18 protein-coding genes are annotated in these 18,953 nt (G+C 70.1%); 11 read left to right on the top strand and 7 right to left on the bottom strand.

Annotated features, from left to right (window positions below):
- The first annotated feature begins 72 nt into the window (after positions 1–72).
- Entirely contained in the window at positions 73–1,998 is a 1,926-nt protein-coding gene (locus B1H19_RS05900; RefSeq protein ID WP_083103555.1) for an ArnT family glycosyltransferase, read from the top strand.
- Here the strand turns inward: B1H19_RS05900 and B1H19_RS05895 are convergent.
- The gene (locus B1H19_RS05895; protein WP_083103554.1) at positions 1,974–3,728 is read right to left on the bottom strand and encodes a DUF885 domain-containing protein; all 1,755 of its coding nucleotides are present in this window, start codon (positions 3,726–3,728) and stop codon (positions 1,974–1,976) included. The genes B1H19_RS05900 and B1H19_RS05895 overlap by 25 nt on opposite strands.
- Positions 3,729–3,957: 229 nt before the next feature.
- On the opposite strand from B1H19_RS05895, the gene B1H19_RS05890 reads away from it, so the two are divergent.
- From B1H19_RS05890 to tgmB, 4 genes are all read left to right on the top strand, one after another.
- On the top strand, positions 3,958–4,638 hold the full coding sequence (locus tag B1H19_RS05890) for a DUF4232 domain-containing protein (protein WP_083103553.1): 681 nt from the start codon (positions 3,958–3,960) through the stop codon (positions 4,636–4,638).
- Positions 4,639–4,811: 173 nt separating this feature from the next.
- Positions 4,812–6,014, top strand: a complete 1,203-nt coding sequence (locus B1H19_RS05885; RefSeq protein ID WP_083103552.1) for a polysaccharide deacetylase family protein — start codon at positions 4,812–4,814, stop codon at positions 6,012–6,014.
- A gap of 251 nt (positions 6,015–6,265) precedes the next feature.
- On the top strand, positions 6,266–6,457 hold the full coding sequence (gene tgmA, locus B1H19_RS05880) for a putative ATP-grasp-modified RiPP (protein WP_030065229.1): 192 nt from the start codon (positions 6,266–6,268) through the stop codon (positions 6,455–6,457).
- Between the two features lie 6 nt (positions 6,458–6,463).
- Positions 6,464–7,393 (top strand): ATP-grasp ribosomal peptide maturase, encoded by a 930-nt coding sequence (gene tgmB / locus B1H19_RS05875; RefSeq protein ID WP_083103551.1) that lies wholly within the window; start codon positions 6,464–6,466, stop codon positions 7,391–7,393.
- A gap of 112 nt (positions 7,394–7,505) precedes the next feature.
- Here the strand turns inward: tgmB and B1H19_RS05870 are convergent, their stop codons facing one another.
- Genes B1H19_RS05870 through B1H19_RS05855 form a run of 4 tightly spaced genes read right to left on the bottom strand, consistent with a single transcriptional unit; the run spans position 7,506 to position 11,539 of the window.
- Positions 7,506–8,120 (bottom strand): GTP-binding protein, encoded by a 615-nt coding sequence (locus B1H19_RS05870; RefSeq protein ID WP_083103550.1) that lies wholly within the window; start codon positions 8,118–8,120, stop codon positions 7,506–7,508.
- Positions 8,068–8,511 carry a DUF742 domain-containing protein gene (locus B1H19_RS05865; protein WP_083109447.1) on the bottom strand — a complete coding sequence of 148 codons (444 nt, stop codon included), beginning with the start codon at positions 8,509–8,511 and terminating at the stop codon, positions 8,068–8,070. The genes B1H19_RS05870 and B1H19_RS05865 overlap by 53 nt, the downstream gene beginning before the upstream one ends.
- Positions 8,512–8,562: 51 nt before the next feature.
- A complete protein-coding gene (locus tag B1H19_RS05860) occupies positions 8,563–9,039 on the bottom strand; it encodes a roadblock/LC7 domain-containing protein (RefSeq protein ID WP_083103549.1) in 477 nt (158 codons plus the stop codon).
- Positions 9,020–11,539 carry an ATP-binding protein gene (locus tag B1H19_RS05855; RefSeq protein WP_418361506.1) on the bottom strand — a complete coding sequence of 840 codons (2,520 nt, stop codon included), beginning with the start codon at positions 11,537–11,539 and terminating at the stop codon, positions 9,020–9,022. Before B1H19_RS05855 ends, B1H19_RS05860 begins: the two co-directional genes overlap by 20 nt.
- Before the next feature lie 400 nt (positions 11,540–11,939).
- Between B1H19_RS05855 and B1H19_RS05850 the strand changes: the two genes are divergently transcribed.
- The 5 genes from B1H19_RS05850 (at position 11,940) to B1H19_RS05830 (ending at position 17,275) form a co-directional block, all read left to right on the top strand.
- The gene (locus B1H19_RS05850) at positions 11,940–13,079 is read left to right on the top strand and encodes a substrate-binding domain-containing protein (protein ID WP_083103548.1); all 1,140 of its coding nucleotides are present in this window, start codon (positions 11,940–11,942) and stop codon (positions 13,077–13,079) included.
- Positions 13,080–13,289: 210 nt separating this feature from the next.
- A complete protein-coding gene (locus B1H19_RS05845; protein WP_083103547.1) occupies positions 13,290–14,462 on the top strand; it encodes an AI-2E family transporter in 1,173 nt (390 codons plus the stop codon).
- A 376-nt stretch (positions 14,463–14,838) separates the two neighbouring features.
- The gene (locus tag B1H19_RS05840) at positions 14,839–15,948 is read left to right on the top strand and encodes a M12 family metallopeptidase (protein ID WP_083103546.1); all 1,110 of its coding nucleotides are present in this window, start codon (positions 14,839–14,841) and stop codon (positions 15,946–15,948) included.
- Positions 15,945–16,937, top strand: a complete 993-nt coding sequence (locus B1H19_RS05835; RefSeq protein ID WP_083103545.1) for an MvdC/MvdD family ATP grasp protein — start codon at positions 15,945–15,947, stop codon at positions 16,935–16,937. Before B1H19_RS05840 ends, B1H19_RS05835 begins: the two co-directional genes overlap by 4 nt.
- On the top strand, positions 16,934–17,275 hold the full coding sequence (locus B1H19_RS05830) for a YbaY family lipoprotein (protein ID WP_083103544.1): 342 nt from the start codon (positions 16,934–16,936) through the stop codon (positions 17,273–17,275). Before B1H19_RS05835 ends, B1H19_RS05830 begins: the two co-directional genes overlap by 4 nt.
- A 26-nt stretch (positions 17,276–17,301) precedes the next feature.
- On the opposite strand, the gene B1H19_RS05825 is transcribed toward B1H19_RS05830, so the two are convergent.
- Entirely contained in the window at positions 17,302–17,835 is a 534-nt protein-coding gene (locus B1H19_RS05825; protein WP_083103543.1) for a nucleoside-triphosphatase, read from the bottom strand.
- A 137-nt stretch (positions 17,836–17,972) separates the two neighbouring features.
- Here B1H19_RS05825 and B1H19_RS05820 point away from each other — a divergent pair, with 137 nt between their 5' ends.
- Entirely contained in the window at positions 17,973–18,425 is a 453-nt protein-coding gene (locus B1H19_RS05820; RefSeq protein WP_083103542.1) for a YbhB/YbcL family Raf kinase inhibitor-like protein, read from the top strand.
- 61 nt (positions 18,426–18,486) lie between these two features.
- Here the strand turns inward: B1H19_RS05820 and B1H19_RS05815 are convergent, their stop codons facing one another.
- Entirely contained in the window at positions 18,487–18,900 is a 414-nt protein-coding gene (locus tag B1H19_RS05815) for an SHOCT domain-containing protein (protein ID WP_083103541.1), read from the bottom strand.
- Positions 18,901–18,953: the final 53 nt, after the last annotated feature.

Genomic DNA, 18,953 nt, shown 5'->3' with positions numbered 1-18,953 from the left:
CCCCCTCGTCGTCCGCCTGACGCCCGCCGACCGCCCCCCGTCTCACGCTCACCCCCCCCGAGAGGCCCCGCCATGGCCACCACCCCCCTCACCCAGGACTCCGCCGACCGCCACCGCTTCCGCCTCCGCTCCATATTCCCGGGCGACAGGCGGACCGCAGCGTCCTCCCAACCGCCCCTCGACAGACGTGAGTTGCAGGCCCTGCTGGTGATCCTCGCCCTGGCCGCGGTGCTGTACACCTGGGGGATCGGCCATGGCGGAGTGCACCCCTACTACGGCGCGGTCGTACGGTCGATGGCGGCGAACTGGCATGCCTTCTTCTTCGGCGGGCTGGACCCGAGCGGCTGGATCACCCTGGACAAGATCCCCGGCGCGCTGTGGCCGCAGGCCCTCTCCGTCAAGCTCTTCGGGCCCTACGACTGGGCGGCGGCACTGCCGCAGGCGCTGGAGGGCGTACTGGCCGTCTGGGCGCTGCACCGGATCGTCCGCGCCTGGGCCGGGCCGCTGGCCGGGCTGCTCGCCGCGCTGACGCTGACCCTCACCCCGATCACCGTCGCACTGAACCGGCACACCATCCCGGACACCCTGCTCGTGCTGCTGCTGGTCCTCGCCGCGGGATCGCTGCAAAAGGCGGTCGGCACCGGGAGGCTTCTGCCGCTGATGGTCTGCGGCATCTGGGTGGGGCTCGCGTTCCAGGCCAAGATGCTCCAGGCATGGCTGGTCCTGCCGGTCTTCGCGGCCGTGTACCAACTGGCCGCGCCCGGCTCCCGGCTGGACCGCGCCTGGCGGCTGCTGGCCGCCGGGGCCACCGCACTCCTCGTCTCCTGTTCCTGGCTGCTGCTGGTGTGGGCGACACCCGAGGCGAGCCGCCCCTACATCGACGGGACCACCAACAACAACCCCTTCACCCTCGCCTTCGGATACAACGGGCTGAGCCGTTTCGGCAACGATCCGCATGCGCTGGGCGCCGTCGCCGGCACCGCCGCCAGCCGCACCAGCGGCAACACCGGCTGGACCATGCTGGTCAACGACGTCGTGGGCCCGCAGATCGCCTGGCTGCTGCCGCTCGCCGTACTGGCCCTGGTGCTGGGCCTGTTGTGGCATACGGGGCAGCCGCGCACCGACGGGCTGCGCGCGGGGTACGTGCTGTGGGGCGGCTGGCTGGCGGTGCACATCGTGGTGTTCAGCACCTCCAACGGCAACCACGGCTACTACACCGCCGTCCTCGCCCCGGCCGTGGCCGCGCTGACCGGTGGCGGAGCGGCTCTGCTCTGGGCCGAGTACCGCGCCGGCGGCTCGCGTCGGCCGGCGCTGCCCGCCGCCGTCGCGCTGACCGCACTCTGGGCCGCGGTGATCGACGGTCCGCATGCCCGCTTCGCGCCCTGGCTGCTGCCGGTGGTGCTGATGCTCGGGGTGTGCGGGGCCATCGGCCTGTGGTCCAGCGGACCGCGCAGCACGCGGCGGGCGCTGCACAGCGCCCTGGCGGCCGGGCTGGCGTCCACGCTGCTCGCCCCGGCCGTCTGGGCGACCTCCTGCCTGGACCCGCTCTACGGCGGCTCACCGATGTCGCCGCTGGCCGGACCGGTGGGACCCGGCTACCACGCCCTGCGCCACCAGCACCGGGCCAAGCCGGACGCCCTGAACACCCCGTCCGTGCGGGACACCGCCCTGCTGAACTACCTCACCGCACACCGGTCCGGGGAGAAGTACCTGCTCGCGACCCAAGCCGCCTACGGCGCCGAGCCGTTGCTGCGCGCCACCTCCCAACCCGTCCTGGTCATGGGCGGCTTCACCGGCCTGACCCCGTACCCCGGCGCGCAGCAGCTGAGCACCGTCGTCTCCGCCCACCAGCTGCGCTACGCCCTGCTGACCACCCGCCGCCCCCGCACACCGGCGGTGACCTGGGTGAAACAGCACTGCACCCGCATCCCCCCGCGCGCCTACGGACGCGTCGCGGACGGCAGCTTCACGCTCTACGACTGCGCGCCGGGAATCTGACCGTTCAACGCCGCGAGTTCGGCTTCGAGGTCCGTCAGTCCCAGCGAGCCCAGGGCCAGCGCTCCCGTATGCCAGCGCTTGAGGTCGAAGTCGGCGCCCTGCCGCGTACGGGCGGCCTCCCGGCCCCGCAGCCAGGCCCGTTCGCCCAGCTTGTAGCCGATGGCCTGGGCGGGCCTGCCCTGGTAGCGGACGATCTCGCTCTCGATATACGCGGTCGGGCGGCCGGAGTACCGGCCGAGGAAGTCCTGCGCCAGGGCCGGCGTCCACCACTCGCCGGGGTGGCGGGGGGGGTCCGGGGGAATCCGGAGCCCCAGGTGCATACCGATGTCGACGATGACCCGCACGGCACGCATCATCTGCGCGTCGAGGTAACCGAGCCGGTGTCCGGGGTCGGAGAGGAAGCCCGCCTCGTCCATGAGCCGCTCGGCGTACAGCGCCCAGCCCTCGACATTGGCGCTGATCTTGCCCACCGCCGTCTGATAGCGGGTGAGGTCACCGGCGGCGACGGAGCGTTTCCACCAGGCCAGTTGCAGATGATGACCGGGCAGGCCCTCGTGGTACCAGGTGGACACCAGGCCATGGACGGGGAAGCGGCTCCGGCCCAGCGTGGGCAGCCAGGTGCGCCCCGGGCGCGAGAAGTCCGGTGAGGGCGAGGTGTAGTACGGCGCGGCGGCGCTGCCGGGCGGGGCGATGCGGGACTCGACGTGTTTGATCTCCGCGGACAGGTCGAAGTGGGTGCCGTCCAGCGCTTCGGCGGTCTCGTCCATCAAGGACTGCAACCAGCTCCTGGTCTCCTCCACACCGTCGATGGCCTGTCCGTGCCGGTCCAGCCATGCCATCGCCTCCCACGGGGTGGCGGCCCCCGGCAGGACCTTCTCCGCCGCGGCCCGCATCTCGGCCAGCAGCCGGTGGAACTCGGACCAGCCGTACGCGTACGCCTCGTCCAGGTCCAGATCCGCGCCGGTGTGGACGCGGGCGAAGCGCACGTACCGCTCGCGGCCCACCACATCCGGGGCATCCGCGATCAGCGCACCGTACACATTGAGGAACCAGTCGTGCAGTTCCGCGACGGCGATCGTGGCGTCCTCCGCGGCCCCGTCCAGCTCGGTACGCAGGGCGTCCGGCCCGGGGGCGACGAAGTCGGCGAACCAGCTGCTGTCCGTCCCCAGCCACTCCTCCAACTGGCCGATATTGGCGTCGACCTGGCGGGGCCCGGCCGGCAGGTCGCGCCGTACGCCCTCGATGAGCGCGGCCCGGTAGTCGTCGAGCGCATCGGGCACCGCCCGCAGCCGCCGGGCGATCGCCGCCCAGTCGTCCTCGGTGCCGGTGGGCATGAGCGGGAAGATCTTGCGCACCCGGTGCAGCGGAGAGGTGAGATTGCTGACCTGCCGCAGACCCTCTCCCGCGTCGTGCAGGGCCAGTTCGGCGGTCAGCCGCTCACGCAGCAACCGCGCGCAGCGCCGCTCCCCGTCGCCGTCCGCACCCGGAACGGCCTCGGCTTCCGCCAGCCGTGCGAGCGTGGTCCGGGCCAGCCCGGCCGCGGCCTCCTGCCCCTCGGGCGAGAAGTCGGGAAGCAGACCCGCACTCTCCGGCACGCCGAGGAACGTGCCCAGGATCGGGTCGAGTTGGACGACCGCGTCGGCGTAGTCCTCCGCGACCTGACGCGGCAGCGCGCCGCCCCGCACCGCCTCCTGCCCCGGCCGCGCGCCGCCGCTTGCCCCACCCGTCATGTTCCCGACCCTTCCGCTGTCCACCTGCTGCCCACCCGCCACGCTGCGTGACCATACCCGGGTCGGGCCGGACACAGTCACACCACTTCCGGACACGGCATTAGCGAGGCGTTACCGCCCTGTTAGTCGACCGGCAGCGCCGGTGATCAGGCTGGAAGCACAACGGATCGACCGTGCACGCCCCACCCCGGAGGGGCACGCACGACCCAGACGACGGGGAGACGGAACGATGTCGCTCACCACCAAGACCCTCCGCCGCGGCCGCAGGATCGCCGCCGGATCACTGATCGCCGTGACGGCGCTCACGCTCTCCGCCTGTCAGAGCGGGAAGGACTCGGCGCTCCACTCCTCGGCGGCCGCCGTGTCCGCCGCGGGCAACGGCCAGGGAGGCTCCTCCGGGGCCGCCGGTTCCTCGTCCGGCGCGGGGACGAAGTCCGCCGACGGCAACGCGGCGAACGCCCCGAGCGCGGCTCAGGCCCACACCTCGGCGATGACCGCCTCGGACCGGTGCACCGCCGACAACCTGTCGCTGAGTCTGGGCCGCACGGACATCGGTGCGGGCAACATCCACATACCGCTGGTCTTCACCAACAAGGGCAAGACGTCCTGTTCGCTGCGTGGCTTCCCCGGGGTCTCCCTGACGCTCAAGGAGGGCACGCCGGTCGGCAAGCCCGCCACCCGCTCGGGCGCCGCGGGCGGGTCCGTCCGCCTGCGGCCCGGACAGAGCGCGCACGCCGTGCTGCACACGGTCAACGACGGCGTCTCGGACACGCCGTGCTGGTCCACGGCGCAGCTCGTCCACGTCTTCCCGCCCGGTTCCAAGGAGGCGATGACGGCCGGTACCGACGGGCTGCGGGTGTGCGGCGGAGAGTTCGATGTGACGTCGGTGAAGCCCGGGGCCACGGATTGACCACCCCAGCGCCTCGTCGTGATCACCGGACGGTAATCCGTTCACGACCCTCCGTACCCCTCGCCGAGATATCTCCTTGTTTCGGTCATATGCGGAACCTCGGCCTGACCTGGCCCGTCTCTCTGGGCGTCCCAGTGACAAGAACTTTTTGAACGAATGCGATAGGGACAGTGATGCGTGAATTCAGCCGGCGCGGAATACTCGGGCTCGGTGCAGGGGCGGCGGCCGCATTGTCCGTAGCCGGATGCTCGTCCTCCGGGTCGGGGGCCTCCGGCAGGGTCGGAACCAAGCCCGGTCAGACGGCGCAGGCCAAGCCGATAGGCGACGGTTCGACCGCCTTCACCGGAAAGCAGCCGAACCAGCCGGACAAGCCGGAGAAGCTGGAGCCGGGGCAGAAGCCGCCCCAGTTCGTGGTCTTCTCCTGGGACGGGGCGGGCGAGGTGGGGAATGGCCTCTTCCCGAGGTTCCGCAAGCTCGCCCGCGACCACAATGCTTCGATGACCTTCTTCCTTTCCGGGCTGTATCTGCTGCCGGAATCGAAGAAGCGCATGTACCAACCGCCGAACAATCCCGTCGGCGCCTCGGCCATCGGCTACCTCGCCGACGACCACATCAAGGCAACGCTGAAGAACGTGCGCGCGGCCTGGTTGGACGGCCACGAGATAGGCACCCACTTCAACGGCCACTTCTGCGGCGAGGGCCATGGCTCGGTGAAGCACTGGACGCCCGCCCAGTGGCAGTCCGAGATCGACCAGGCGATGGAGTTCGTCACCAAGTGGCGGACCAACACGGGCTTCACCGACATCGAGTCGCTGCCCTTCGACTACAGCAAGGAGCTGGCCGGCGGCCGTACGCCGTGCCTGCTCGGCCAGGACAATCTGCTGCCGACCGCGCGGAAGCTCGGCTGGCGGTACGACGCGAGTTCGCCGGGCGGGCTCCAGGTCTGGCCCACCAAGAGGCAGGGTCTGTGGGACTTCCCGCTTCAGCAGGTGCCGTTCCCCGGCCATTCCTTCCAGGTCCTCTCGATGGACTACAACATGATGTTCAATCAGTCGAAGAACTCCACCAAGGCTCCGCCGGTCAACTACCCGGGCTGGCGCAAGCAGGCCGCCGAGGCGTACATCGCCGGCTTCCGGCGGGCCTACGAGACCAACCGGGCCCCGTTCTTCATAGGCAACCACTTCGAGCAGTGGAACGGCGGCATCTACATGGACGCCGTGGAAGAGGCGTTCAAGCACATCGCCGACGAGAAGCGGAAGGACGTCCGCCTGGTTTCCTTCCGTCAGCTCTGCGACTGGCTGGATGCCCAGGACCCGCAGGTGCTCGCTGATCTGCGGCGCCTCGGGGTGGGACAGCAGTTCACGGGGCGCGGCTGACGGCGCCGGAGCTCACGCCGCCTCTCGTAATGCACGGGAATACGCGGCGTAGCTCCGTTCTCACCCTCAGGCAGTTTGCAGCACTTGGTTAACGCCATCCGGTGCCTTTTCCGTCAACTCATTCGCGGAAAACGAGCAAAGATGGCAACTATTGACCGAACTGTTGCGTCAACTGTTCAGAGTTGTCTGGTGAGATAGCCGTCCCGGCAGCGTGGCTTGGGGACGGACATCGCAGTCTTGGAGGAGAAAGCATGCGTCCGTTCGCGCTGAGCTACGCCCGTCCGGCGGTGAAGTCGGCAACCGAAACCCCGTACACCTATGACGCCACGCGGCAACTCAACGTCCTGTCCGACGGCCGTCAGGCCACCAGCAGCCGGGCGGTCCTGATGGCCACCGGCACCACCGCCTCCACCGCCGGGTCCAAGACCCACTTCGACGACTGAGCGTCGATGACGGTTCTGGTCCTCACATGCGAGGAAGACTTGACCGCGGACATGGTCGTCGCGGTCCTGCACGACCTCGGTGTGCCGCTCGTCCGCCTCGACCCCGCCGACCTGCCCGGCCGGGTCCACCTCTCGGCGGACTACGGCACCAACGGCTTCCACGGCTACCTCAGGACGAAGGAACGCATGGTGAGCCTGAGCAGCCTGCGTTCGGTGTGGGTACGCCGGCCCGGCACACCCGGCACCCGCGCCGAGGAACGCTCGACCTGGCTCACCATGGAATCCGAGCAGGCGCTCTACGGCATGCTCACCTCCACCCGGGCCCGCTGGATGAACCATCCCGCGGCGGCCGCACAGGCCCGCTACAAACCCTGGCAGCTCCATATCGCCCAGCAGAGCGGCTTCACCGTGCCCGCCACGCTGATCACCTCCTTCCCCGCCGTCGCGCGCCAGTTCGCCGACACGTACCAGGACCTGGTGGTCAAGTCGGTCTCCGGAAAGCACCCCGACGACCCTCCGCTGGTGCTGCCCACCACCCGTATCAGTCCCGACGCGGACTTCACCGCGGTCGCGGCCGGCCCGACCCTGCTCCAGCAGCATGTCCGCAAGGGGGCCGACATCCGGCTGACCTGTGTCGGCGGCCGCCTCTTCGCGGCCCGTAAGGAAGCCGACTTACAGGAGGTGGACAGCCGCTTCGCGGAGAACGGCGTCTGGAAGCCCGCCGAGGTCCCCGAGCACATCCGCCGATCGGTGGCCACGTATATGACGACCGCTCAACTCGCCTACGGCGCCTTTGACTTCGCGGAGGACGCCAACGGGACCTGGTGGTTCCTCGAATGCAACCAGGGCGGCCAGTTCGCCTTCATCCAGCTCGACACCGACCAGCCCATCGCCGAGGCCATCGCCGCCTGGCTCGCGGCGGACCCCCTCGCCTGACGCCCTGGCCGCTTGGCAGTCGGCCGTTCCGTTCTCCCAGCCGAGCGAACTGGCGCAGATCCTCCTCGACGCGGCCGGGGAGTGACCGCAGTCCCCGGCGGGACGTCGGGAGTCAGCCCCCTGCGGTGCCTTCCGCGCGGGACAGGGCGACTTCGAGGACGACCAGCAGGGCATCCCGGACCGAGCCCGTCGTGCGGGCGTCGAAGACGATCAGCGGCACGTGGTCGGAGACGTCCAGCGCCCATCGCACCTCGTCGAGGTTGTGGTGGACCTCGCCGTCGAACGCGTTGACCGCGACGGCGAACGGAATGCCCTTGTGCTCGAAGTAGTCCACCGCGGCGTAACAGTCGTCCAGGCGGCGGGTGTCCACGATCACCAGGGCACCGAGAGCGCCCTCGACCACGTCGTCCCACATGAACCCGAACCGGTCCTGGCCCGGTGTGCCGAACAGATAGAGCTTCAGCGTCGGGTCGATGGTGATGCAGCCGAAGTCCATGGCGACCGTGGTGGTGGTCTTGCCGGGCGTGTGGGAGAGATCGTCCACGCCCGCCGCGACCTCGGTGATGGCCGCCTCCGTCGTCAGCGGCCGGATCTCGGAGATCGCGCCCACGGCCGTGGTCTTGCCGACGCCGAAGCCGCCGGCGACGACCAACTTGACCGGTAGCGGCGGCTGTTCAACCGCTGTCACGGAGTGTGCCCCGTGAGTCGGGGACGGCACGGAGACCATCGATAACCCTTCGCAGTACGGAGATGTCCTGGGTTGCCCTGGCGTCCGGGACATGGACCGCCAGATGCCCGGCGGCGCACAGGTCCTCCGCCAGCACCCGGACCACGTTGAGGTGGAGGCGCAGCCGGGCGGCCAGTTCCGCCACCGACTGCGGATGTCGGCAGGCGGCGACGATGTCGTGGCGTTCGAAGGCGAGCGAGCCCAGGACGGCGAGCCCGGAGGTCGTCGCCACGACCTGGGTTTCGACCGGGAGCGGCGGGCCGGTCCCGCCGCCCGCCACCCGGCCGGCGGTCAGGAGGAACGGTCGGATCGCGGAGGCACGGCCGACCGGCCCCGAGGGCCCCCGGGCGCTGCCGGCTGCCTCGTCCGGTCCTGGTTCACCACCGGCCATCATGCTCCTCTTCTCAAGCCCTGCACCCCTGCCACGGAGGTGTGGGACGGGTCAGCGGGCCGGTGCGGCGCCGGCGGTCTTCTTCAGCTCCAGCACCAGCTGGGGGGTGAGCGCGCTCCCGGCCCGGTTGGCGAAGAGGGTCATCTCGTAGGCGATGTTGCCGAGTTTCGCCTCCTTCGAGGTCACCACGCCGAGGACGGCGCCGCAGCCGATGGCCGACACCAGCACATGGCCGCCCTCCAGGTCGATGATGACCTTGTTGAGGCCGCCGAGGCCGTAATTGCCGGACGCGCCGGCGGCCAGACTCGTCACGCCCGACACGATCGCCGCGAGCCGCTCGGAGTCGGCCTGCTCGCGCAGTTGGGAGACGGCGATCAGCAGACCGTCGGAGGACACCGCGATGGCGTCGACGACACCGGCGGTCTGGGTGGCGAACCGGTCGAGCAGCCAGGTGAAGTCGGCTGCGGCGGCTGTCAGATCGGTGGGCTCCGGCCGCTCGGAACCGCTCTTACCTGTCGGCGTGGTCACTGCCCGACTCCTTCCGGATGTGCTGGTGTTGCGAAGATGAGGGGTCCGTCGGGGCCGGGGCGCTCTCCTGCTCCGCCCTGCGCACGGCGGCCTCGAAGGCGTCGAGTTCCGAACGGACCGCGTCGGCGTCGACGGGCCGGCGCATCGCCTGGGTCGCGCGGTCGGCCGTCGGGGCGGTCATAGGGAGCGTCGCGCCCCGTACCCTCCGTCGCAGCGGCCGACCGGACTGCGACCGGCGCGGTTCGGACGGGGCGGCGGGGGCTCGGCGCAACGGCAGGGGAGTCGGGGAGACCGGTGCGGTCTCGGGCTCCGGCTCGCGTTCGGAGCCGGGCGTGCCGGATTCCCGCTCGGGCGCTGCCGGGAGTTCCGGCGCGACGCCCGACACGGTGCCTGACGAAGCGTCAGTTCCGGCACCGGCGAGGGCATCGACACCGTCCACATCCGCCTCCGCGGTCCCGGACCCGGCCACGCCCGAGGCTGGGCCCGGTGTGGCGGCGGGATCCACGGCCAGCAGCAGTGAGGAGGGGAGCCAGACGGTGCCGGTGACCCCGCCGCCCGGCGTACGGCTCAGGGCGACCCGAATGCCCGAGCGCCGAGCGAGGTTGCCGACCACGAACAGGCCGAGGACCTTGGTCGGTACGAGGTCGAGCCGTTCCCGCCGGACCAGCCGGGCGTTCTCCTCGTCGAGGCGATCCGTGCTCATGCCGAGGCCGTGGTCGATGACCTCGATCAGCGCGCCACCGTCCGAGGTGACGTCGGTGCCGGGCCGTACGACGACCTCGACGGGCGTGTCGGAGGGGGAGAACGAGACCGCGTTCTCCAGCAGTTCGGCGAGCATCAGCGTCAGATCGTCGACGATGTCGGGCGCGACGGTGATCTCCGTCTCGGAGCGCAGCGACACCCGCTGGTACCCCTCGATCTGACCGAGCCCGGCCCGGATGACGTTGACCAGGGCGGTCGGCCGGGCCTCCACCTCGGGGTCGCGGATCCCGGCGAGCAGCATCAGGCTGTCGGCGTTGCGCTGGAGGCGTACCGCGATGTGGTCGATGCGATACATCCGCTCCAGGACGTCGGGGTCGGTCTCCTCGCGTTCCACGGCGTCGATCAGCAGGAGTTGGCGCGAGGTGAGGTTGCTGACCCGGCGTCCGACGTTGCCGAACATCTCGGCCACGTTGCGGCGGCTGAGCACCTGCCGCTCCAGCAGCGCCGCGGCGGTGACCTGCACCTGGTTGAACGCCTCGGCCAGGTGCCCGATCTCGTCGCGGACCGGAACGGGTATCGGCTGCGGTTGCAGCGGGGGGCCGTCCGCCGATTCCTCGTCCTCGACCTTGGCCAGTTCCTCGCCGGCCACGTCGACGACCTGCTGGGCGGCGCCGGTCAGGGCCGCCAGGGGCCGTACGACCGAGCGCCGGACCAGGACGGAGAAGGTCAGCCAGGAGGCGAAGCCGAGCAGGGCGAGGGCGAGCATCACCAGCGCGTTGTCCAGGGAGTCCCGGGACAGGCCGTCGGCCCGCGCGGCGATCTGCTGGATCAGCGACCGGGTGATGGCGAGCCGGGCCTCGGCCTGCCGGGTGCCGGCGGCGATCGCCTTGCGCAGTTGGTGCGGGGTCTGGCCCTGCAACGAGCCCGGATCGATCTGGAGCTCCGCGAACTGGGCCTCGATGCCGTTCTCCTCGGCATCCCGCTCGATCCCGCTCAGGCGCAGCACCTGGTCGGGGTCGGCGATCCGGCCGAAGCGTTCCTGCTGCTCCTCGTAGACCTGGTGGGCACCGACCGCACGGGTGTACTCGGTGAGCGCGTTGGCATCCCGGGTCTGGGCCGAGAACACCCCGCTCTCGAAGGCCGCGTGGGCGGCATCCGCGCGCAGTACCGTGTCGAGAAGGTTGACGACCGAGGACGACGAGCTGCCGACGAAACGGTCCAGGCCGATGCCGTCGATCAGGTAGCCGACCGCGGCCGCGTACGCGGGATCGATGCCGGCGGCCGGGACGGATCCCCGCTCGACCTTGTCGCGCAGCACGGCAAGGTCCCGGATGTAGTCGAGGGCCTGCGCTTCCTTCTGCGGCAGGCTCGCCCCGAACGCCGAATGCACGGCGCTCACCTGCTCATCGGTGTCCCGCTGCGTCCGGCGATAGGCGGTGATGGAGGGCAGCGCGGTGCCGGGCCGGACCGACTCCTGCTCCACGGACAGCAGGAGCGCCTGCCGGTGTTCGGCCTGCACATCGTTGATCAGCCGGGTGACCTGCTCGCTGTCGCGCACCAGCTCCGCGGTCCGGTCGGCGTCCAGGGCCTTGTCCACCTGGGCGTCCACGCCGACGCCCAGCAGCACGCCGACGACCGCGACGGGCGCGATCACCAGAACATTGAGCTTCCGTCGGAACGGCCATCGGTCCAGGAGCGCACCCGCCCGCTGACGGAACCACGGTCTCAACGGCGAGCTCCCGGCCGGGTCCTGTTGGTGCGGCGGGTCCACCTCGTGCGGCGGGTCCACTGTGTCCACAGACACCCCGGCCTCCTTACGGCGTGCTCCTGAGCGGTGACCGAATTGTTGTTGTCGATCGCCGACGAGAGGTGAGCGTGACGCGACGCCCGTGACGTTCATGCCGGAATGCGAGCGACGAGATCGCGCCACACGTCCAACAGGTCGCGAACACTACCGCGTGTGCGGACGCATGCAAGACATGCCCCATCAAAGGTCAAACGGTATTCAGCTCTTTGTCACTTTTGACGCGATAGCCCCTTGACCAGCGGGTCGTGAGACTCTGTGCCGACGAAGGAGGGGCCGATGCCGGCGGGATGCGCCGAACCTCCGAAGGCGGATGACCGTCGAAATCTCGCCACCCGTAACCTGTCTCCCCCCACCCCAACCCGCATCCTCATCCTGCCCTGCGAGGAGACCCGTGCACCCCACCCGCCAGGCGGTCGTGACAGCCGCCGCGCTCCTGGTCATGGCCGCGACCGCCGGCTGCCAACCCGGCGCCGACACCAGCGCGTCCCACCGCAGCCCCGCCAAGCCCGGCTGCCCCACCGCCCTCTCCCGAGCCAAGCGGGACGTCCAGCGGGCCGAGGAGGTCAACGCCCCCTGGAAGGGCCCCACCACCGGACCCAAGGCCGTCCACGGCAAGACCGTCGTCTACATCGCCCAGACCCTGACCAACCCCGGCGTCGCCGGCGTCGCCCAAGGCGTCGAGGAAGCCGCCAAGATCGTCGGCTGGCACGCCCGCACCCTCAACGGCCAGGGCACGCCCGACGGCATCCGGGCCGCCTTCCAGCAGGCCCTCGACCTCAAGCCGGACGGCATCGTCATCGGCGGTTTCGATCCCCAGTCCGTCGCAGCGGACGTCAAAAAGGCCAACAAGGCGGGAATTCCGCTGATCGGCTGGCATGCCACCGCCGCCCCAGGCCCCAGCAAGGATCCGCAGCTCTTCAGCAACGTCACCTCCCGGGTCGAGGACGTCGCGAAGATCAGCGCCGACTGGATCATCGCCCGGTCCAACGGCCACGCGGGCGTCGTCCTGTTCACCGACGCCTCGATACCCTTCGCGAAGCACAAGTCCGATCTGATCAAGAAGGAACTCACCACCTGCTCCGGCACCAAACTGCTGAGCTACACCAACCTCCCCATTCCCCAGGCCAACAGCCGCTCCATCGGGGCAGTCCGCTCCCTGCTGTCCCGTTTCGGCAGCACATGGACCTATTCCGCCGCCATCAACGACCTGTACTTCAAGGACGCCGCCCCCGCCCTGCGCGCGGCGGGCAAGGACGGCGCCGGCGCCCCCTTCAACATCGGTGCCGGTGACGGCGATCCGTCGGCCTTCCAGCGCGTCAACGGCAAGGAGTTCCAGGCCGCCACCGTGCCCGAGCCGCTCTCCGAACAGGGCTGGCAGATCATCGACGAGTTCAACCGCGCCTTCGCCGGCACCCCGGCCAGCGGGTACGTCGCCCCCGTCCATATCGCCACCGCCACCAACAGCGGCGGCGCACTGTCCTGGGACTCCGAGGGCTACCGCCAGGCGTACCGGAAGATCTGGGGCACCTGACGGGAGGACGCGTTCGTTCGGCTGCGGTCGGCGTGAGCGCGCGAGGTCGTGCCGCCTGCCTTCGGGGGAAAGCCCGCCCGTACACGTTCGAAGACCGCTTCGGGGTGATACCACCATGGGGCATGCACGGGTGCCGTCGCCCGGCCCTCGTGCAGAAGCGGCCCCCTTGCGGGGCCTCGGTACGCGACGGGCAGGAGGTGGCGGCGGCGGGTGCGGAACCGACCCGGTGGTGAGCGTGAGCGGTCCTCTGCCGTACCTCGCCGGACGACCCGGCAGCGCCTGCGCGCCCTGAAGCGCACGGCCCGCGCGGGGCGGCCGGACGGGGGAGCGCACCCGACCGGCGGCCATGACGGATTCTCCCCCCTGCTGTGGGCGGCCGCCGCGTACGCATGGCGCCTGCTCGTCGTGGGCGCCGCCGTCTACATCGTCTTCATGGTGCTCGGGCGGTTCCACCTGGTGACGCTGGCGGTCTTCCTCGCCCTGGTGGTGACGGCCCTGCTGGGACCGCTGACCGATCTGCTCCACCGCTGGATGCCGCGCTCGGCGGCCGTCGCGCTCGGACTGCTGCTCGCCCTCGTGCTCGTCCTCGGGGTGCTGAGCCTGATCGGGGCGAATGTGGCCGCCGAGTGGGAAGAGCTGCGTCGGCAGTTCGGGGGCGATCTGGCGAGGACCGAACGGTGGCTCGAAGGCGCGCCCTTCCACCTCCGGCACGGAGCCCTGGCCCGCCTCCAGTCGAGAGTGTCGCAGTACGTCGCCACGCACGGTTCGAGCCTGTTCAACGCCGCGGTCAGCGGTGTCGGCCAGCTGGTGGACGTGCTGACGACCGGAGTGCTGGCGCTCTTCTGCTCGGTCTTCTTCCTGCATTCGGGGGACCGGATGTGGCGGTGGTTCGGCGGTCAACTGCCCGAGCGGAGGCGCAGCGCGGCCCGTGCCGGCGGGTACGCCGCATGGACGACCTTCACGGGATACACCCGCGGCATCGTGGTCGTCGCCGCGACCAACGCGGTCCTCGTAGGGCTGGCGCTCTTCTTCCTGGGGGTCCCGCTCGTCCTCCCCCTGGCGGTGCTGGAGTTCTTCGCCGCCTTCATCCCTCTCGTCGGCTCACCCATCGCCCTGGCGGTGGCCACGGTCGTGGCTCTTGCCGCGAAAGGTCCCTTGATCGCCCTCGTCCTCATTCTGCTGATCGTGGTCATCGGCCAGATCGAGGGGCATGTGCTGCACCCCCTGGTGATGAGCCGCGCCGTACGACTGCACCCCGTCGTCGTGGCGCTGTCCGTGATCTGCGGTGCGGTGACGGCGGGCGTCCTCGGCGCGGTCGTCGCGGTGCCGCTGGTCTCGGTCCTGTGGTCCGTCTACGGCGTCCTGCGGACGACCGATCTGTAGGCTCCCACTCCTTGAGAGCGGCCCGCCGAGTTCCCGCCGACGACGCTGTCCGGGTGGACCCGTCCGAGCGCCCGGATGGCGGTAGGAGGCGTTCGGAGCCGAGGGGAAGGAATCGGGAGCACGATGCCGCCCGGCCTCCCCCTTGACGAGGTTAACCATGAACGCCAAGCCGTCGGAATCCCCCCGCCGAACGAAGAAAGCCGCCCCACGGAAGTCCACCGCCGCCCGTAAAACGGCCGCGACCGGGGGAGGCCGCAGAACCAAGAGCCAGGGAAGTGGATCCGGAGAATGCCGGTCCGGCCCGATTGCCGGGACCGCGTTGCTGGACGGCGCGACATTCCTCGGCAAGGGGGTGCAGTAGGCAGAGGTGGACGGTATGGCGGTGGTCGAGGGAGACATCGTCATCGGCACCGTGGAGGAGGTGACGAAGGCCGCGTCCGCAGGCGGTCAGGAACTGACGCCCCGGTCGATCGGGATCACCGGACAGCAGTTCCGCTGGCCGAACGCGACCATCCCCTTCGAGATCGATCCCGCCCTTCCCGACCAGGACCGGGTATTCGATGCGATCACCCACTGGAAAACCCACACCCGGATCCGCTTCGAGCCACGGAACGCCGGCAATGCGGCGCTGTTCCCCGACTTCGTGCGCTTTGTTCCCGGCGGCGGGTGTTCGTCCCGGGTCGGCCGTCTGGGCGGGATGCAACTCATCACGCTGGGCGACAACTGCACCGCCGGAAACGCCATCCACGAGATCGGTCACACGGTGGGGCTGTGGCATGAGCAGAGCCGGGAGGACCGCGACCAGTTCATCTCCATCGACTTCTCCAACATCGCGCCGGAACAGCAGCACAATTTCCTTCAGCAGATTTCCGACGGCGATGACATCGGGCCCTACGACTACGGGTCGATCATGCACTACCCGCCCAACGCCTTTGCGATCGACGCCAGTCGGCCGACCATCACCGCCAAGCAGCCGCTGCCTCCCGGTGTGGTGATGGGACAGCGGACGGGGCTGTCGCCGGGCGATCTCGCCGGTGTCCAGGCGTTGTACCCGACCGTGCCCGTCAAGGGGAAGGAGATCATCAAGGACCCGGTACACGACGTCGCCACGAAGAATCCGGCCCACGACATTCTCACCAAGAATCCGGCCCACGACTTCGCCTTGAAGCTCCCGGCCCACGACATTCCCACGAAGAATCCGGCGCACGACATTCCCACGAAGATCCCGGCCCACGACTTCGCCATGAAGGTCCCGGGCCAGGAGCTGATGAGCCCGGCCGACAGCCCCTTCGTCCTCGCCACACCCCACCAGTCGCCCGCGCTGACCGGGCAGTCCGACGGGCTGGTCGAGCAGGTACGTCAGCTCACCCAGCTGCTCGGCTCCCTCCAGCAGGGCCTCGCCGCCGTGACCGCCAGTCACCAGACCCTCGTGACCCAGCTGGGCCCGCTGCTCGTCGGCAGTGGAAGCGTGGGGCAGATGCGATGATCCTCGTCATCTCCTACGACGAGGACCACACCCTGGACGTCGTGGGCCGACTGGAGGCAGCCGGCCGGGAAGTGGTGCGGTTCGACCTGGCGGACTTTCCCGCCCAGGGCGTGATCAACCTCGACTATCCCGACGGCGGGCCGCCGGACTGCACCCTCACCGCGCCCACCGGGTCCGCGTCGCTGGCCGACTGCCGCGTCGCCTGGTGGCGACGGGTCCGTCCCTTCACCGTCGACCGGACCCTGCGCACGGCCCGGGACCAGGGCTTCGCGGCGAGTGAGACCAACCAGGCGCTGTACGGACTGTTCCACGGACTCGGCTGTGCCTGGATCAACCCACCGGAGCTCGATGCCATCGCCCAACACAAGCCGTACCAGTGGGAGACGGCCCGCCGCGTGGGCCTGATGCTGCCGCGCACCCTGGTCACCAATCAGCCCGAGCGGGCACGCCGGTTCGTCCAGGAGGTCGGCGTCGGGCGCACGGTCTTCAAGTCCTTCCTCGCCCATGCGGACGCCTGGCGGGAAACCAGGCTCGTACGGCCGGAGGATCTGGAGCACCTGGACGCCGTCCGCTATGCCCCGGTGATTTTCCAGGAGTTCGTACCGGGAGCCGACCTGCGGGTGACGGTGGTGGGGGAGCGGGTCTTCGCCGCCGAGATCGACGCCTCGGCGACCAGCTATCCCGTCGACATGAGGACGGTGGTCGACGAAGCCCGGGTACGGCCGGTGACTCTGCCACCGGCCCTCACCGACGCGCTGCTGCGGTTCATGCGCCGGCTCGGTCTGGTCTACGGCGCCATCGATCTGCGCCGGCGTCCGGACGGGCAGTACATGTTCTTCGAGGTCAACCCGGCGGGGCAATGGCTGTTCGTGGAGCATCGGGCCGGCCTGCCCATCAGCGCGGAGGTCGCCGCGCTCCTGGCACGGATCGACGAACACGGACCGGAACGAGCGACGAGTTCGCCGTCCATGGCCGGCAGTACGGCATGACGCACACCGTCCGGGGCATCGTGTCCCTGCCCGCCGATGCGCCCGCCACCGAGGCGGCCAGGGTCCTGGTGGAGGTACGCGACGTCTCCCTCGCCGATGCCCCCTCCACCGTGGTGGCCGCACAGGTCCAGACGGACGTCCCGCTCGCCCCGCATGGCCGCATCCCCTTCAGCATCGACGTGCCCGACCTCGATCCGACGGGCGCCTACGGCCTACGCGTGCACGTGGACCTCTCCGGAAGCGGGGCACTGGAGGCCGGAGATCTCATCAGCACGCAGGCACACGCCGTAGTGCCGGAATCCCAGGAGGAGTTGACGGCCCCGGTCAGCACGGTGTGAACGGGCGCCCCACCCCGGTGAGGCGGTCATGGACGCTCCAGCCGGGCCGCCAGATCCTCGGGGAGGGCGTCGCGGTTCGCCCGGGTCACCTGGAGCAGTTCGATGTCGGCGCGCCGCTTGAGCGTGTCGGTGAACGGGTCGTTCTTCGCGTGCACCGTGGCGACGATGTCGATGTCGGCCGCGAACAGGCGCCGGACCGTGTCCTGGAACCCGGTGCACGCCAGCTCCATACGCCCGAGCTCGTCGATCAGCACGAGGTCCCCGGGAACCGGACGCGCCGCCGCCGACCTGAGCGGAGGCAGCGCGAGCCGCTCCATGACGCCCAGGTCGACGCCGTACCGGCCCACCCGCGGTGGCCCCGGGATGTCGACATGGGCGAGCACGGCCCGGCGGCCGCTCTCCAGCGATTCCAGCGCGAAACCGACCCGGGCGGCGCCTTGCCGGATCTCCGCCGTGGTGAAGCCGACCACCCCACGGGCGCGCAGGAGCGCGGCCAACCGGCGGACAACGGTCGTCTTGCCCGCTCCGGGACGTCCCTCCAGCAGGATTCTCGTCGGCATTCGGTGCTCCCCGTGGGTACCGTCTCTCGCTTCCCGGTCAGTCGCTTCCCGGCTCGTCGGCCGGCGTACTGCGCCGATCGGGGGTTCTGCCCGCGGGGGCCGGTCCCGGCCGGGCCGTTGCGGGTAAGGCCGGGCGTATGACGGGAATCGAGCTCAGGAGCGTGGCGTTCGCCGACCACGCGGAGATCCCCCGGCGCCACACCGGGGAGGGCGACGACGTCTCGCCACCGCTGATCTGGTCGGCGGTGCCGGACGGTACGTCGGAGTTGGTCCTGCTCTGCGAGGACCCCGATGCCCCGGGCGGGTCGTTCCTGCACTGGCTGGTCACCGGCATCGATCCGCGGAGTTCCGGTGCGGCGGAGGGAGAGTCACCTCCCGGCGGCACGGAGTGGCCGAATGGATTCGGCCGGGTGGGCTGGGGAGGCCCGATGCCTCCCCCGGGGCACGGGACGCACCGCTACTTCTTCCGCCTGTGGGCCGTGTCGCAGTCGCTTCCCTTGCAGGAAAGGCCGACGGTCGACGCGGTCCATCGTGCCGTGAAGGGCGTGGAGTTGGCGAGCGGCGTGCTGGTCGGCACGTATCGACGCTGACCGGTGCGGTGGCCGTCGGCGGGGAGGCCCACGCGCATCGTGCGGGCCGCGTGACCGGCCGTCAGTGCAGGATCTTTTCCTTGGCCCGCTGGAACTCGTCCTCCGAGATGGCGCCCTTTGCCTTGAGGTCCGCAAGCTTGACCAGTTCGTCCGCGTGGCTCGCGCCGCCGCTGGGTGCCGCCGTTTCCCGGATGTAGGTGTCGAACGCCTCCTGCTGCTCCCTGGCGAGCTGCGCTTCGCGTTTGCCCATGTCCTTGCCGCGCACCAGGACGTAGATCAGGACGCCCAGGAAGGGAAGGATGATGACGAAGAACAGCCAGCCGGCCTTGGCCCACCCGTGCAGCGTGTGGTCACGGAAGATGTCGGCGATGACGCGGAAGAGCACCATCAGCCACAGAATCCACAGGAAGATCCACATCACGGTCCAGAACGCGCCCAGCACCGGATAGTCGTACGCCAAGTACAGGTTGCCCATGACTTTCCTCCTGGCACTCGTGGTCGCTTCTCCAGGCTCCGCCCGTCCAGGGG

Source organism: Streptomyces gilvosporeus, assembly GCF_002082195.1.
In the GTDB taxonomy this organism is placed as follows: Bacteria; Actinomycetota; Actinomycetes; order Streptomycetales; family Streptomycetaceae; genus Streptomyces; species Streptomyces gilvosporeus.
Note: the sequence above shows the minus strand (reverse complement) of the source record. Positions and strands in the feature narration are given on the sequence as shown.